Genomic DNA, 13,578 nt, shown 5'->3' with positions numbered 1-13,578 from the left:
AATCACAATTTTCCGGTTAGGAAACGATGAAATACTCCAAGCAAGGGGTTACCGTAAGGCGCTGCGACTGTCACGATGTGCCACTAGAGTGTTGTCCGGAACGGCTACGTGGCGTGATCGAGGCTGGAGCATCACGAGTTGGGTTACATGCGACTGGGGGAGTGCCAATGGAAGTTGCGAGCCTAATCGATCATACCCTGCTGAAGCCAGACGCCACGGACCACGACATCGACGCCTTGTGCGACGAAGCCGCGCAATATGGCTTTGCTGCTGTATGTCTGAACCCAACATGGGTGGTCCGCGCTCACCGGCGCTTAGGTGATACACCGATCAACGTGTGTTCCGTCGTGGGATTTCCTTTTGGCGCCACCCCGCCTGAGGTTAAGGGTTATGAGGCTCAGCGCGCGTTGGGCGACGGAGCTTCAGAAATCGACATGGTGATCAATGTGGGTGCTCTGAAGAGTGGAGATCGTATATTAGTCCAGCGCGACATCGAGGCTGTCGTTGAGCTTTGTCGCCATAGTGATGCGCAAAGTAAGGTGATTATTGAAACAGCGTTGTTGACAGATAATGAGAAGCGTCTTGCATGTGAGTTGGCCAAAGCGGCCAAAGCCGATTTTGTGAAGACCTCGACTGGGTTTGGGCCTGGCGGAGCAACGATCGCCGACGTGTCGCTCATGCGAGCTATCGTTGGTGATGCACTTGGGGTCAAGGCTGCAGGCGGGGTAAGAGACTTCGAGACGTTTAAAGCGCTGACTCGTGCGGGTGCTACTCGAATCGGTGCGAGTGCTGGCGTAAAAATCGTGATGGAAGCGCTCGGTGGGTAAGCAGGTTGAAGACTGTTTTCCCGAGACCAAAGACCTTGGCCTTTTAGTAGAGGTTGCTTTTCCTAGCGGAACCTGTGTAATCAAGGTAGACAACCTTGAGCTCAGTGAAGAAGTTGATTGCCTCGCGGCCCATTTCTCTGAGGCCCACGCCAGTGTCTTTCATGCCGCCAAATGGGATGTGTGCTTCCCCTCCGACTGTGGGGGAGTTTACATGAATGATGCCTGCTTCAAGTTGGTCGACAAGTTTGAAGGCTCTTGAGACGTCTTGTGTGTAAATCGCGGCGGCGAGGCCATACCGAACGGCGTTAGCCGCTACTAGGGCGGATGCAGCGTCAGGCACGCGTAAAACGGAAAGTACTGGGCCGAAAATCTCTTCTTGGGCGATTCGCATATTGGACGTGACTCGATCGAAAATCGTGGGCTGAACAAAATAACCACAATCGTGAGCGTCATCGGCAAGCCGTAAGCCACCTGTAATAAGTTTCGCACCTTCATCCTGTCCAATGCCAATGTAGTTAAGCACTGTGTCTAGCTGGGTCTGGTCGACCGAGGGACCGACATCGGTCACTGGGTCGAGTCCGTTTCCAACGACGAGCGCATTAACACGAGCTTCAAGCTGCTCAATGAAATGGTCAGCGACTGAGTCAACCACGATTGCGCGACTGGTCGCTGTGCAGCGCTGTCCAGTTGAACCGTAGGCGCCCTGGACAGCACTGCTGGTTGCCAACTCGAGATCAGCATCATCAAGAATGACGATCGGATTCTTACCACCCATTTCGCACTGGCATTTAATTCCGTTCACAGCGCTTGTGCTATAGAGCTTGGTTCCGATCTCATTAGAACCGGTAAAGGACACTCCCTTGATCGCAGGATGGTTGAGTAGGGCCTCGCCTACCTCTCGGCCTCTTCCGTAAATCACGTTTATCAGGCCGGGAGGCGCGTCGCACTCAGAAAAAATATCTGCAATAAGTCCAGCCGATAGCGGAGTGAGTGAGGCCGGCTTCAAGACCACCGTATTCCCGCAGCCGATAGCGGGTGCCAACTTCCAGATCGGAATGGCCACCGGAAAATTCCAAGGAGTAATTAAAGCGAGAGGGCCAATCGGTTCTCTGACCGTATAACAAAAATTATTCGGCAGCTCAGAGGGGATAGTCTCGCCGAGTAGGCGGCGCCCTTCGCCAGCGTAGAATTCTACGACGTTGATAGCTCGCTGGATTTCTCCGTTCGACTCAGTTAGAGTTTTTCCCTCCTCGCGTGTCAGCACTTCGGCAAGTTCGTGACGACGGACCTCCATTCGGCGTTGGACACGGTAAAGAAGCTGGCCCCGCTGCGGTGCTGGCGTGGCGCGCCAGTCTGGGTAGGCTCGTTCAGCGGCCTCCACTGCCATTGTGGCCTCGGCTGCTGTAGAACTGGGTGATTCGGCGACGACTTCCTTAGTGTCAGCTGGATTAATGTCGGGTAAATAGGTCGCGCCAGAAGGCTCGCGCCACTGTCCATCGATGAAGTTGTTAAGAGTACGCATGTCGTCTTAGCTCGCCTAGGGTCGTATGATACAAGACCTGGTAACGCTAAAATTATACCAGTCGTTTTGATACGAGGGGCCACAATGTATCGTGGTCGTTCTTTTAGCGGGCTGGTGTGATGGGCCTGGTCCGATCAAAGGTAGTGCTGTGCTAGAGCCGCCTCTTCCTTATTCTCAGCTGAAGACTCTCTTTCTTGATGCGGGGAATACCATCGTAGCGATGGAACTCGACTACATTGCTTCTGCACTTAAGACCGAGGGAGTTACGTGTAATCTCTCCGACTTACGACGAGCGGAAGCAGCCGCTCGGCCAGTTGTATCAGCGGCATTGCCTCGACTTCGGTCCACTGAGTCGATTGACTCCTTTGAATTTTATATTCGGGAAATGCTCTTACGAACTCCGATGACGCCGGCAGTTGGTGAGGAAGGAGTAGTTACGTTGGCACATAATATGGTGCCTTTGCTCGATCGAATTGGGCGGGTTAAGTTCTGGAGTTCAATCATTCCTGGTACGCTTGAGGCCCTAAGTGCCTTTCGCGCTCGTGGCCTACAACTGGTTGTTGTGAGCAATTCCGATGGCACGGTTAATGAACTTTTGAGGGACGTAGGACTACGCGAGTTTTTTGATGCAGTGATCGATTCCCATGTTGTTGGCTACGAAAAGCCGGATCCAAAGATTTTTTTGCATGCGTTGGAAGTCGTCGGGGCCGGCGCCGAAACCACGCTTCACGTGGGAGATCTATACGAGGCGGATGTTGTTGGTGCCCGAGCTGCGGGCATTCACGCGTTACTGCTGGACCCTTACAATGATTGGCCTTTAGTTGATTGTGAGAGGGCTGTTGATCTTAAGGAACTTCTCCGTCGATTCAGTGGTGAAGATTGAGTGAGTCGAATGGGTCGCGATGGCTGGGGCTTCTAAGCGTTGGCTCCAATGGTCTTGCCTACGGCACTCAGTGAGCGGTCGAGTATATCGATGGCGTCATCGACGTCGGCTTTGTTGATGTTCAGTGGTGGAGAAAGTCGCACCGTATTACCAAATAGGCCGCCTTTGCCAATGAGAAGGCCGTGCTCCCGAGTTGCCTCAAGCAGGGCATTCATAGCGAGCGGAGACGGTTCGTTCGATTCAGCATCGTTTATCAGTTCGATTGCCTGCATTAGACCTTTCCCGCGAACGTCGCCGACGATCGCATGGGTCGTCTTGAGTTGATTAAGGCCTTTGGCCAGCTCGCTACCCATGGCGGAAGCGTTGGCGAGTAGACCCTCTTCCTCGATAACCTCAATCGTTGCAAGAGCGGCGACTGCTGTAACCGGGTTGCCGCCAAAGGTAGAGATCTGCGGTCCTTTGATGGAAGCTGCGATTTCCGGCGTAGTAACCGTAGCCCCCACTGGTGTACCGTTGGCCATGGCTTTAGCGCAGGTGATGATGTCTGGTTCAATTCCCCAATGTTCAATACCGAACCAATGGTCACCTGTCCGTCCAAAGCCAGTCTGCACTTCATCGCTGATGATCAATCCACCGTTCGCCCTAATGATCGAGCTAATCTCGAGAAAATATTCCTTAGGAGGTGTCACGAAACCGCCAACCCCTTGGATCGGCTCTGCAATGAAGGCAGCGATTTTTCCCGACGTTGCAGTTTTAATGAGTTCTTCGACGTCGCGAGCACAGAGCAGATTACATTCGGGATACGTCTTTTCGAATGCACAGCGATAGCAGTAGGCGTTGTGGGCATGCACCACGCCTGAATCGGTTACCGGACTTAGTCGCCAGTTTGCATGGGCTGTTAGGGACATTGCAGTTTGCGACCGACCGCTATAGCCATGGCGAAGGGCGATGATTTCCGTACGGCCAGTGTGGAGTCTGGCTAGCAGTACGGCGGTTTCGTCTGCTTCGGTGCCACTATTCGTAAAATAGGTCTTGGACAGTGTTCCAGGCGCGATCTCAGCCATTTTCTCCGCTAGTCGAACAGTTGCTTCATGTGGAAAAAATGTTGATGTGTGTTGGAGTGTTCGAACCTGCTGAGCGATTTTGGCTGTCACTTTGGGATGGCAGTGACCAATGCCGACGGTAACGATGCCGCCAAAGAAATCGAGGTAGCATTTTCCATCGACATCCCAAACAAAATTACCCTCACCACGAGTGAGCGGCAGCGGTTCGGCATAGAAGGTGGCAACCGACGGAAAGAGGAACTGTTGGTGCTTGGCGATGATTTCAGATCGATTCATGTGAACAACTCACTCGATAGTGATGCTACGTGGCGGCAATGAGGAATCAGAACAATTACACGGTGACATTGTATGCGGACATTAGCTATTCCCGAAGGTCCATTTCGATGTAACCGCTGTCTTTGGTCCACTGAACACGACGGACGGGGAGGCTGTTCTTTTCGGTTGTCAAATAGAAATACACAAGTACTTCGTTATAAGAACTGATGACTGGCTCAATGAGCTCTTGTGTAATTGACTTAGTAGCCCACACCCTCTCGGTTTCAACTTTGAGAATCAGTGCGTGATGAGCGGAGAACTGTTCGACCAACCGCCAGCCGTCACCAGCGATCGATACAATTGGACCACCGGTTTGCCCGTCGTCCTGAGACAGTACGGTGCGGTCTAAGTGACTAGGTCGGGGCGGAGACTTCGATTCGACGCCAAGGAGCCAAATTAGGATAGAGAAAATGGCCAACTGCCCGAAAGCAATACAGCCAATCGCGGTGATCCGAGGCTTTCTACTAAATCGAGAAAAACTAAGCATGGTGTTGGCTATTCTCGCCCTGGTACTGTTCACGGTCCCTGTCGCTGACTGACCTAATGTAGAGGGTGTGCCAGGCGGTTATTTCGGGTTGACCATTGACAGGTTCAAGAATATTAGCCGTCGCGGGTTATTATAAAGAAAGAGTTTAGGGGAAGTGGGAAATAGGGATTTATGGGTTTGCTTGTTATCGGCAAAGTTGAGCTAGGGGGTATTGACGTTATGAAAGTCCTTCTCATCGTGTGTGTCCTGGTTGGAATGTTTGCCACCGTGACTATCGCGAGTGCTCAAGAGTTAGGTCCTGGCGATGCCGCGCCGCCATTTTCATTAATCGGATCAGATGGCGCAATGCATTCGCTTAGTGATCTTACAGGTCGGACTGTCGTGTTAGCCTGGTTTCCAAAGGCCTTCACTGGCGGTTGAACGGCCGAGTGCAAATCGTTCCGTGAGAACGGTGATGCTATTCGGGAGTACGACGCGAACTATTTCATGGTCAGCGTCGATGATGCTGAGACAAATCGAAAATTCGCTGAATCCTTGGAAGCTGATTTTCCACTGTTAAGCAATCCTGATGGAGATGTGGCACGTACTTACGGTGTGGTGTCGCCGGAGCGTCAACTCCCTCAACGGTGGACCTTTTACATCGGTGGTGACGGTCGCATCCTTTACGTCGATAAGGAAGTGAATGCCCCGACTGCCGGTGCACAGGTCGTTGAGCGCCTTGCTGCCCTAGACGTTCCCAAGCGATAGAGGCTGAGGTGCTGAATCGTGCCTGTTGTTGGGAGGAGAACTTAGGCAAGCCGGGGGAACCTCCGAATGTGGCTCGGCTGAGCCGTCGCGGAGGTGACCTGCTTGTCTTGTGGACACAGCCAACAGGACGACCTAAGCAATTGGTAACAAGTGCTTGAGTGTGCCGTCTAGCGTCTAAGCTTCTTCTTTTGGCGTGTCGGGGTCCTTGACCTCACTCTTAAAGCCACGAATGGCCTGCCCCATCCCGCGTCCGATCCCAGACAGGCGCTTCGCGCCGAAGATCAGGAGCAAGATGAAGAAGATGACCACGAGCTCCATGAGGCCTATACCAAAGGGCATGCTTTACCTTTCTTTCTGACAGGCCTCCACGATATCACGCTTATCAGACGTGTGAAAGTGGCGGTGCTATAGTGCGAAGAGGCATCCTCTTGAGTAAGCACCTTCGGTTCTGGCGACCCAGTGAGCAATGAGGTTACTTTGCAGGTAACCGCTCACATACCGTTACAACGTATTGCTCGGATCAGCGGCCCGATCGTTGCGCTAGCTGTATACCTCGCTCTTCCAAATACCTATGTTTCGGACGGTGGAATCGTCGTATTTACCCATGCAGGCCGGGTTACTGCGGCGCTTGCGACTTGGATGGCCCTCTGGTGGCTCACTGAGGCGATCGATATTCCAGCGACGGCCCTCCTGCCGCTCGTTGTTCTTCCGCTCTTTGGTGCTGGCTCCATACGAGACGTTGCGGCACCGTACGCTCACGATCTTATCTTTCTCTTCATGGGTGGATTCATTTTGTCAATAGCCATGCAACGATGGCGGCTGCATCGGCGGATTGCACTGGTGACTCTATCTATTGTGGGCACGGACCCACCACGGATTGTTGCAGGTTTTATGATCGCCACGGCTGGTCTGAGTCTGTGGCTCTCGAATACTGCGACAGCAATCATGATGTTACCGATTGCGATCAGCGTGATCGGTATGATTTCTGATCATTCTGATTCTGGCCAGGCTGATAAGCCCGATCATCTGGCGGTGTGTCTAATGCTGGGAATCGCTTATGCTGCATCCATAGGCGGCGTGGGTACGATCATAGGCTCTCCGCCGAATCTTTTTCTGGTGTCCTACATACGTGACACCCTCAACCACGACATTACTTTCTTACAATGGATGGCGATGGGGCTGCCTCTGGTAATCGTGTTTTTGCCAATCACCTGGTGGCTTCTTACTCGACACTTGTTTCCGATTTCAGCCCCTTCAGTAGGAGGAACGGATGTCATCAGGGAAGCGTATGCAGCGCTACCAGAGCTGAGTTGGGCTGAGCGGGCAACATTGGTTGTATTTGGACTTGCTGCGATTGCTTGGATGGGACGTTCTTGGCTGACCGGTGTCGAGGTTGGCGGTGTACGACTGTTGGCAGGTTTAACGGACGCGGGGATTTCGCTGACTGCCGCGTTGAGTCTTTTCTTGATTCCAGCGCGATCACATACTGGCAGAGCGTTGATGCAGTGGCGTGATATGAAAGCACTACCCTGGGGTATCTTATTGCTCTTTGGTGGTGGAATGAGTCTCGCCGTGGCGATCCAAAGAAATGGTGTTGGGGAATTTCTTGGTCATCAGGCGGCAACGTGGCAAGGATTACCCAGTTGGGTGCTGATCATTCTTGTTACCACTCTGATAATCTTTCTAACTGAACTGACAAGTAATACAGCGACGGCAGCGACGTTTATTCCGATTATCGGAGGTGTCGCCCCTGGCCTTGGGGTGCACCCCTATCTGCTTATCGTTCCGGCTGCATTCGCCGCATCTTGGGCGTTCATGCTACCAGTGGCTACGCCGCCGAATGCAATCGTGTTTGGCTCTGGGCATGTATCGGTTACGGCTATGCGTCGAGCTGGTCTTTGGTTGAACCTTGTAGGTATTTGCATTCTAACGGTGCTGGTTCAGTTCATTGTTTTACCGATTTTGGGTGTGCCTGTTTCCTGATTGGCGATTAAGGTTGAGCCGGACGTCTATTGAGATGATGAAATGTTTGTGTACCCAAGAAGAGCGACCTTCCAGCCATCGGGCTCCTTAATCAAGATGAAATGATCTTTTCCGGATGACCTGGTAACACCGTCAACGATAATGGCGAAATCAGCACGTAGGTGAGCCAGTTGACCGCTGTCTATAGTTACTTGGATGTTCGATATCCGTTCTTCAAACGGGGCAGCGTCCTGATTGGCACGAGTGCGGTCCAGCCATTCGGCGACCGGGGTAACAGAATTGGTGGCTCCATCGTCGAGCTGGCGGCTCACGACGATAACCGCGTGGTCTGTGAAGGTCGTGGCGAGAGCATCCACATTGCGGTTGCCAAGCCATTGCAGTTGGATTTGAACAGCGTCTATAACCGCCTGTGCGTCTTCAGCGGCAGTCGTTTGGCTTGTTGCAGGCTTGCCTAGGGCAAGGGTGATGACCAGAATGAGGAATGTAAGTCTAAACATGAAGCACCTCCGGTAGCAGTAAAAGGGAGCCCGGCGCACTGTCATCAATGCCCAGTGAAAATGTCGTGTTGCTGCATTATAATCGCTGACCGGTGTCGCAGCGTGTGTGGGTGTCGTTGCTTACTCCTTACAGATGAGCAGGGAAGGCGAGGGGTAACTTCATCTAGGGCTGACGTGGGAATCGGTCTGGATTATCCGTGAACAATGCATCAACGCCGAGTGTAAACAGGAAGTGTCGCATTTCCGTCTCGAGACTCTCGAAGCTGTTGCTGGTGGAGGAGCGAAACGTATAGGGCGTTACGGTCAGTCCAAGGGCGTGAGCGCGCCTGACGAGGTCGGGTTGTGCTAGGAGAAGTTCCTTGGCTGGCCCGATGCCGGTCGCGAATGTTGCAATTTCACGCAAGCGGGTGTCCGTTATCAGGGTGGGTCGGTCGGAGGTGCCGATCAGAAACACTCGAGGCAACGTTGGTAATGCGTCGGCAAGACGGCGCAGGCTGGCGTCGTCGAACGATTGTAAAATAACGGGGGTGTCATCGTCTGCGCCCGCAGTGTCGAGTCCATTCCGCCGGAGAAGGTCGATAACCAGACTAGGCATGTCAATGCCAAGTGACCTGTAATTATCCGGCGACTTTAACTCTGGAAACAGTCCGGCGGAACCGCGGATGAGGTCGATCGCTTCCTGCCATGTCGGCACTTGAGAGCCTGCAAACTCCGCACCGAACCAACTACCGGCATCAAGTTGTTTTATTTCCGACAATGTTAGGTCACGAACACGCCATCGCTGGCGGGTTCGCCCATTGACCTGCTCCTCAACGAATCGCCCAGGAAAGATTTCTCGGACATTGGTCGTGCGTTCAAGGCTGTCGTCATGGAGGCAGACTAGTACGCCATCACGCGTGACACCCAGGTCCTGTTCAACATAGTCAGCACCCTGCTCAATTGCGAGTCGATAGGCTGCCAAGGTATGTTCCGGCGCGTATGCAGAGGCACCACGGTGGGCGATTAATATCTTGGTGTCCGACTGGGCGGTCGCCAGAGAAAGTAATCCGAGGACTGCGACTGCACCACTCAGGAGTCTATGCAGGTGCTGTTTGGAAAGGATATTGATCGGCGTTAATCTTTGTGCCGGACTTATCTGGTTTACTGATCTGGACGGCATGATTCGCATAACTACCTAAGAATGTGCGAGGATGGAGCCAATGGTCAAGTTGTTGATGTTGTTCATAGTGGTGCCCGCGACCGAGCTAGCGCTATTAATTGAAGTCGGACGGCAGATCGGCACAATAAACACTTTACTGCTCATCGTTGCGACCGGGGTGCTGGGTGCCTCGCTTGCTGGCCGACAAGGTGTAGGGGTGGTTCGGCAGATTCAGACAGAGATGGCCTCAGGTCACTTGCCGGGTGGTGCGATCTTTGATGGGCTGCTGATTCTCATAGCGGGCATCGTATTGATGACACCTGGAATCCTTACGGACATCGCCGGTTTCCTTTGTCTTATTCCTGCCACGCGACGGGCGATTAAAGCCACAATCATTAGGCGTATGGAAGCAGCCGTTCAAGGCGGAAGTTTTAGAGTTGTCGTCGATCAGCGAATGCGCCAGGCAGCTACCCGACCTGCCGATGATGGTCAATTTCCACCGTCCTTGCCATAGTCCGGGTGTCTTCAATAGTTGATTAGTGTTCAGGTCTGGAGGCCCATGACTGCTATCCAGGATGTGGTACGATGCGCGACCGATTATGTTCGCTGGTCTTTCGTTAACTACGTGGGGGTTACTGAGCGCGGCTATAGGGCTCGGACTGCTGATTGAACTCCGCTTTTATCTCCGTCATCGATGTCTTTCAGAGCGTCGCGGTAAGACTTCCAGACCATCGTTTCTCGCTTAAGTTATGGCGTCCACCACCATCATTTCAGTGTTGGTCCTGTATCTGGCCGTTTTACTTGCCATTGGGGCGTGGGGAGCAAAGGATTCCAAGAGCCTCACCGGTTACTACCTAGCGGGTAAACGGTTGCCGGCTTGGATTATCGCGTTCAGCGCCAACTCTACAGGAGAGAGTGCTTGGCTACTGCTGGGACTCACGGGTATGGGATATGTAGTCGGTGTCCACGCCCTATGGGTAGTCCTAGGGGAGGTGCTTGGAGTTGCGCTTGCCTGGAGCTTCGTCGCGCTGCCGTTTAAGCGTTATACGGACCGGTACGGTTCGATCACGGTTACGGATTATCTGACATCCCGCTTTCGCGATTCGGGCCATACCTTTCGACTGATCGGTGTCGTGATTATCGTGAGCATGGTCACCACTTATATGGCTGCTCAATTAACGGCGTCTGGGAAAGCGTTTGACGCGTTTTTGGGCACGGGTTATACCGGCGGCGTGCTGCTTGGTGCAGCGGTCATCTTCTATTACACGACGGTCGGTGGATTCAAGGCTGTCGCTTACAGTGATGGACTGCAAGGGCTTTTGATGTTGGGTGGTCTAATTGTTCTGCCGGTTATCGGTGTTGCTGCGGCGGGTGGTTGGTCAGCAATGGTCACGGCACTACGCGCCGCGGACCCGGTCCTTCTTGAGCCCATGGGCACGCTCGGACTATCCATTGGTGGGGTTGCCAGTGCTGTTAGTTTCGCAGGGATCGGCATGGCTTTCTTGGGTGCACCGCAGCTATTAACCCGCTTTATGGCTGCTCGATCGGAAAATGAGATTGTCTCGGGAAGCTTGATCGCAGTTGTGTGCATTATCGTATTCGACCTTGGAGCAGTACTGACTGGAATGGCTGGCCGGGTCTTGGTGCCGGGCCTTTCGGATCCCGAAATGGTGCTCCCGATACTCAGCGCGGATCTGTTTCCAGCGCTTTTCACCGGTTTATTCTTGGTGGTGGTGCTGGCAGCCATCATGTCGACGGCGGACTCAGTCCTTCTTCTGGCGTCTTCAGCTGTGGTGCGTGATGTAGTGCAACCAGTGTTTCGACCCGACCTTGACCAAAGGCGACTGGCCTTGTACGGCAAACTCACAACGGTAGTCATCGGATTGGTCGGGCTCGGCTTTGCCCTAACGGAGACCCGACTTATTTTTTGGTTCGTACTGTTTGCTTGGTCCGGGCTTGCGTCGGCGTTTACGCCAGTCGTGGTATGCTCGCTGTTTTGGAGTGGCACCACACGCGCGGGCGCAATTACTGGAATGATTTCTGGGTTTCTTGCGGCTGTCATCTGGGTGCTTGTGTTTAAATCTAGCTTCTATGAACTGTATGAGATGTGGCCCGGCTTTCTGACCGGCTTTGGCGTCACAATTGGTGTGAGCCTTGTGACCGCACCACCGGAGGGGGCGGCCGAGGAGCATCAGGATGTGTGGTTGTTTCATGGATAAACACTTACGGACTCTCTATGAGTGTCATTTTTTTAGGAGTGGAATATGTGTAATCTGATGACGAGGGGGATTGTGATCGTGCTGTTCGGCGCAACGGTGCCGGTGATCGCTGGGGAGCAACGAAGTGCGCCTTCGTCCGAGCAGCAAATCGAGGAAGCACTCAGTTCGCTTCCAGAAACTCTGCGTGAGGGTGTGGCAGTGGTGGGGTTCGGAGAATCTGGCGAACTCGTGACGCTCCAGGAGGGGGGTGGTCTCATCACCTGTCTTGCTGACGATCCATCGGTGCGCGCTTTTACGGTTACTTGTTATTACCGAGAGATGGAAGCCTACGTTACGCGTAGCCTGCAACTGACCAAGGATGGCGCGGATACCCCGGAGCGGCTGGAGACGTTACAAGCAGAGATTGATTCGGGTCAACTCTTGCTTCCTGATCGAGGTGTCATCTACCAACGATCAGGTTTCGATGCCGACATTAATGACTCGGCGATGTTAATCTTCTTGCCAAATGCTACTGCAGAAGCCACTGGCTTGCCTGGGCAACCGAGTGCACAGCACCCATGGCTGAGGGAAGCCGGAACGGGTCAAGCCCACGTGTCGATACCGCTCTCATAACGGGAGTCTGACAATACAAGTTACTGCGGAAGTGCAGTCACGATCGTGTTGAGGCTGACTCCAAACGCTTCTTGAACAATCGGCTCGAGTGAGGCCTCAGCGCCCTCAAAGTGGTAGGTTTGATGTTTGTGAGTAAGTGATTGGTCTGGCGTGAGAGCCGCTGCGGGTGACGAGGTTTCAAGTTCGTAGAACGGCCCAAGCGCAGCCGCGCCTGGTGAAGGCGGTCCGTCATTGTAGCTGTTAACGGCGTCACCGGCATATGGTTCATCCTGGAATTCCCACATTGAGTTGACGTAATCTGTTGCGCCTTCGGGTAAGTCATATCGGACAACCGTAAGTAACTGTCTAGTGGCGTCGTAGCTTCCGAGTACCGGTGTGGACCGCTGCGGACTCAGTCCGATCTTACTTCGATAGGCGCCATCGGCACGAAAGAACAGGACGGTATCTCTAATCGTTAACCGGTCATCGGGCACTTTGCCGAAATAGGCGTCATTAACTATCGGTCCCAAATCGTCCTCGGCGCCAGCCCTGAACGGTATGATGACGACGGTCTTCGGTGAGTGTTTGAACATCCCAAGGATCCAGATAGAGAGCAGACCTGTGTCAGGTGCCCAGGTATCGGGACCAACATTAGTAATCGTATTTTCTGACTCGTAGGCGACACTTTGGACTGACGGTGGTATTGCCACGCCCAGACCGCTCGGCTCCACCAAACGGACGGCTCGGTCGATGCGAACGTCAAACCTGCTGTCGGAATAGTTTGTCAGCGTTACGTGATGAGTGAATGCTACTTGCGAGTCATCGCGTGTCGTGACTTCGTATGGGGTAGTGTCGAGAGCTGGCGGTGCCTGCCAGTGCTCGAGGTCGAATGGATCACCGTTCTTAAAAAAGATTGAAAACTGTCCGCCCTCAGGGCCGAGCCAGAATCGGTCTTCGCCACCGACGGCATTTATGTGGGGCTGCAATTCACCAGATGCAATGAGCGCTTCGTTAATCCAACCGTAACCGATGCCGTTGTCACTGTTAGCGGTGCTAGTCATGACACGGCCCTGCCAGTGGGGCGCTACTACTACCTGCGCACGACTGTCAGCTCGACGCAGAATTACGAGTTCCATATGACGCTCTAAGAACTCAACGTCGTCTTGGAAGGACTTCGCGTCTTCAGTGCTACTAGTGAGCTCGTTTTGGCTTAATGGAACATCAGCCATCGGTTGACACGCTGTGGTGCAAAACAGGATCCCTGCCGACAAGACGCGCCAGGCCCATTCCGTGGCGGCCATGATT

14 protein-coding genes and 1 pseudogene are annotated in these 13,578 nt (G+C 53.4%); 8 read left to right on the top strand and 7 right to left on the bottom strand.

Annotated elements, in window-relative coordinates; genetic code table 11:
• The first annotated feature begins 26 nt into the window (after window positions 1–26).
• A complete protein-coding gene (deoC, locus tag QGH09_07290) occupies window positions 27–827 on the top strand; it encodes a deoxyribose-phosphate aldolase (protein HJO17985.1) in 801 nt (266 codons plus the stop codon).
• Between the two features lie 43 nt (window positions 828–870).
• On the opposite strand, the gene QGH09_07285 is transcribed toward deoC, so the two are convergent.
• Window positions 871–2,349, bottom strand: a complete 1,479-nt coding sequence (locus tag QGH09_07285; GenBank protein HJO17984.1) for an aldehyde dehydrogenase family protein — start codon at window positions 2,347–2,349, stop codon at window positions 871–873.
• A 91-nt stretch (window positions 2,350–2,440) separates the two neighbouring features.
• Here QGH09_07285 and QGH09_07280 point away from each other — a divergent pair, with 91 nt between their 5' ends.
• Window positions 2,441–3,232: an HAD-IA family hydrolase gene (locus QGH09_07280; protein HJO17983.1), complete on the top strand. Its 792-nt coding sequence runs from the start codon at window positions 2,441–2,443 to the stop codon at window positions 3,230–3,232.
• 32 nt (window positions 3,233–3,264) lie between these two features.
• Here QGH09_07280 and QGH09_07275 read toward each other — a convergent pair whose 3' ends face one another.
• Both QGH09_07275 and QGH09_07270 read right to left on the bottom strand, forming a co-directional pair.
• The gene (locus QGH09_07275) at window positions 3,265–4,572 is read right to left on the bottom strand and encodes an aspartate aminotransferase family protein (protein ID HJO17982.1); all 1,308 of its coding nucleotides are present in this window, start codon (window positions 4,570–4,572) and stop codon (window positions 3,265–3,267) included.
• Window positions 4,573–4,657: 85 nt separating this feature from the next.
• Entirely contained in the window at window positions 4,658–5,098 is a 441-nt protein-coding gene (locus QGH09_07270; GenBank protein ID HJO17981.1) for a hypothetical protein, read from the bottom strand.
• A gap of 171 nt (window positions 5,099–5,269) precedes the next feature.
• Here QGH09_07270 and QGH09_07265 point away from each other — a divergent pair, with 171 nt between their 5' ends.
• Window positions 5,270–5,518, top strand: coding sequence for a hypothetical protein (locus tag QGH09_07265; GenBank protein HJO17980.1), 249 nt, complete (start codon window positions 5,270–5,272; stop codon window positions 5,516–5,518).
• A gap of 12 nt (window positions 5,519–5,530) precedes the next feature.
• A pseudogene (locus QGH09_07260) lies at window positions 5,531–5,845 on the top strand (redoxin domain-containing protein).
• Window positions 5,846–6,019: 174 nt separating this feature from the next.
• On the opposite strand, the gene tatA reads toward QGH09_07260, so the two are convergent.
• Window positions 6,020–6,184, bottom strand: coding sequence for a twin-arginine translocase TatA/TatE family subunit (tatA, locus tag QGH09_07255; GenBank protein ID HJO17979.1), 165 nt, complete (start codon window positions 6,182–6,184; stop codon window positions 6,020–6,022).
• Between the two features lie 120 nt (window positions 6,185–6,304).
• Between tatA and QGH09_07250 the strand changes: the two genes are divergently transcribed.
• Window positions 6,305–7,828, top strand: coding sequence for an SLC13 family permease (locus QGH09_07250; protein ID HJO17978.1), 1,524 nt, complete (start codon window positions 6,305–6,307; stop codon window positions 7,826–7,828).
• Between the two features lie 26 nt (window positions 7,829–7,854).
• Here the strand turns inward: QGH09_07250 and QGH09_07245 are convergent, their stop codons facing one another.
• Together QGH09_07245 and QGH09_07240 are read right to left on the bottom strand one after the other, a co-directional pair.
• A complete protein-coding gene (locus QGH09_07245) occupies window positions 7,855–8,325 on the bottom strand; it encodes a nuclear transport factor 2 family protein (protein ID HJO17977.1) in 471 nt (156 codons plus the stop codon).
• Between the two features lie 163 nt (window positions 8,326–8,488).
• On the bottom strand, window positions 8,489–9,484 hold the full coding sequence (locus QGH09_07240) for a glycerophosphodiester phosphodiesterase family protein (GenBank protein ID HJO17976.1): 996 nt from the start codon (window positions 9,482–9,484) through the stop codon (window positions 8,489–8,491).
• A 40-nt stretch (window positions 9,485–9,524) separates the two neighbouring features.
• On the opposite strand from QGH09_07240, the gene QGH09_07235 reads away from it, so the two are divergent.
• The 3 genes from QGH09_07235 to QGH09_07225 all read left to right on the top strand — a co-directional run bounded on the left by QGH09_07235 (window position 9,525) and on the right by QGH09_07225 (window position 12,294).
• Window positions 9,525–9,977 (top strand): FxsA family protein, encoded by a 453-nt coding sequence (locus tag QGH09_07235; GenBank protein HJO17975.1) that lies wholly within the window; start codon window positions 9,525–9,527, stop codon window positions 9,975–9,977.
• Window positions 9,978–10,212: 235 nt separating this feature from the next.
• The gene (locus QGH09_07230) at window positions 10,213–11,682 is read left to right on the top strand and encodes a sodium/proline symporter (protein ID HJO17974.1); all 1,470 of its coding nucleotides are present in this window, start codon (window positions 10,213–10,215) and stop codon (window positions 11,680–11,682) included.
• A gap of 45 nt (window positions 11,683–11,727) precedes the next feature.
• A complete protein-coding gene (locus QGH09_07225) occupies window positions 11,728–12,294 on the top strand; it encodes a hypothetical protein (protein HJO17973.1) in 567 nt (188 codons plus the stop codon).
• Between the two features lie 20 nt (window positions 12,295–12,314).
• Here QGH09_07225 and QGH09_07220 read toward each other — a convergent pair whose 3' ends face one another.
• The gene (locus QGH09_07220) at window positions 12,315–13,574 is read right to left on the bottom strand and encodes a DUF6786 family protein (GenBank protein HJO17972.1); all 1,260 of its coding nucleotides are present in this window, start codon (window positions 13,572–13,574) and stop codon (window positions 12,315–12,317) included.
• Window positions 13,575–13,578 lie beyond the last annotated feature (4 nt).

The organism is Vicinamibacterales bacterium (assembly GCA_036012125.1).
Lineage (GTDB): Bacteria > Acidobacteriota > Vicinamibacteria > Vicinamibacterales > UBA823 > UBA11600.
This window is presented reverse-complemented; position numbering and strand designations above follow the sequence as displayed.

Coding starts and splice junctions, on each gene's coding strand:
- QGH09_07230 (HJO17974.1), top strand. CDS start 10,213: ATGGCGTCCACCACCATCATTTCAGTGTTGGTCCTGTATCTGGCCGTT.
- QGH09_07245 (HJO17977.1), bottom strand. CDS start 8,325: ATGTTTAGACTTACATTCCTCATTCTGGTCATCACCCTTGCCCTAGGC.
- QGH09_07225 (HJO17973.1), top strand. CDS start 11,728: ATGTGTAATCTGATGACGAGGGGGATTGTGATCGTGCTGTTCGGCGCA.
- QGH09_07285 (HJO17984.1), bottom strand. CDS start 2,349: ATGCGTACTCTTAACAACTTCATCGATGGACAGTGGCGCGAGCCTTCT.
- deoC (HJO17985.1), top strand. CDS start 27: ATGAAATACTCCAAGCAAGGGGTTACCGTAAGGCGCTGCGACTGTCAC.
- tatA (HJO17979.1), bottom strand. CDS start 6,184: ATGCCCTTTGGTATAGGCCTCATGGAGCTCGTGGTCATCTTCTTCATC.
- QGH09_07275 (HJO17982.1), bottom strand. CDS start 4,572: ATGAATCGATCTGAAATCATCGCCAAGCACCAACAGTTCCTCTTTCCG.
- QGH09_07220 (HJO17972.1), bottom strand. CDS start 13,574: ATGGCCGCCACGGAATGGGCCTGGCGCGTCTTGTCGGCAGGGATCCTG.
- QGH09_07235 (HJO17975.1), top strand. CDS start 9,525: ATGGTCAAGTTGTTGATGTTGTTCATAGTGGTGCCCGCGACCGAGCTA.
- QGH09_07265 (HJO17980.1), top strand. CDS start 5,270: ATGGGTTTGCTTGTTATCGGCAAAGTTGAGCTAGGGGGTATTGACGTT.
- QGH09_07240 (HJO17976.1), bottom strand. CDS start 9,484: ATGCCGTCCAGATCAGTAAACCAGATAAGTCCGGCACAAAGATTAACG.
- QGH09_07270 (HJO17981.1), bottom strand. CDS start 5,098: ATGCTTAGTTTTTCTCGATTTAGTAGAAAGCCTCGGATCACCGCGATT.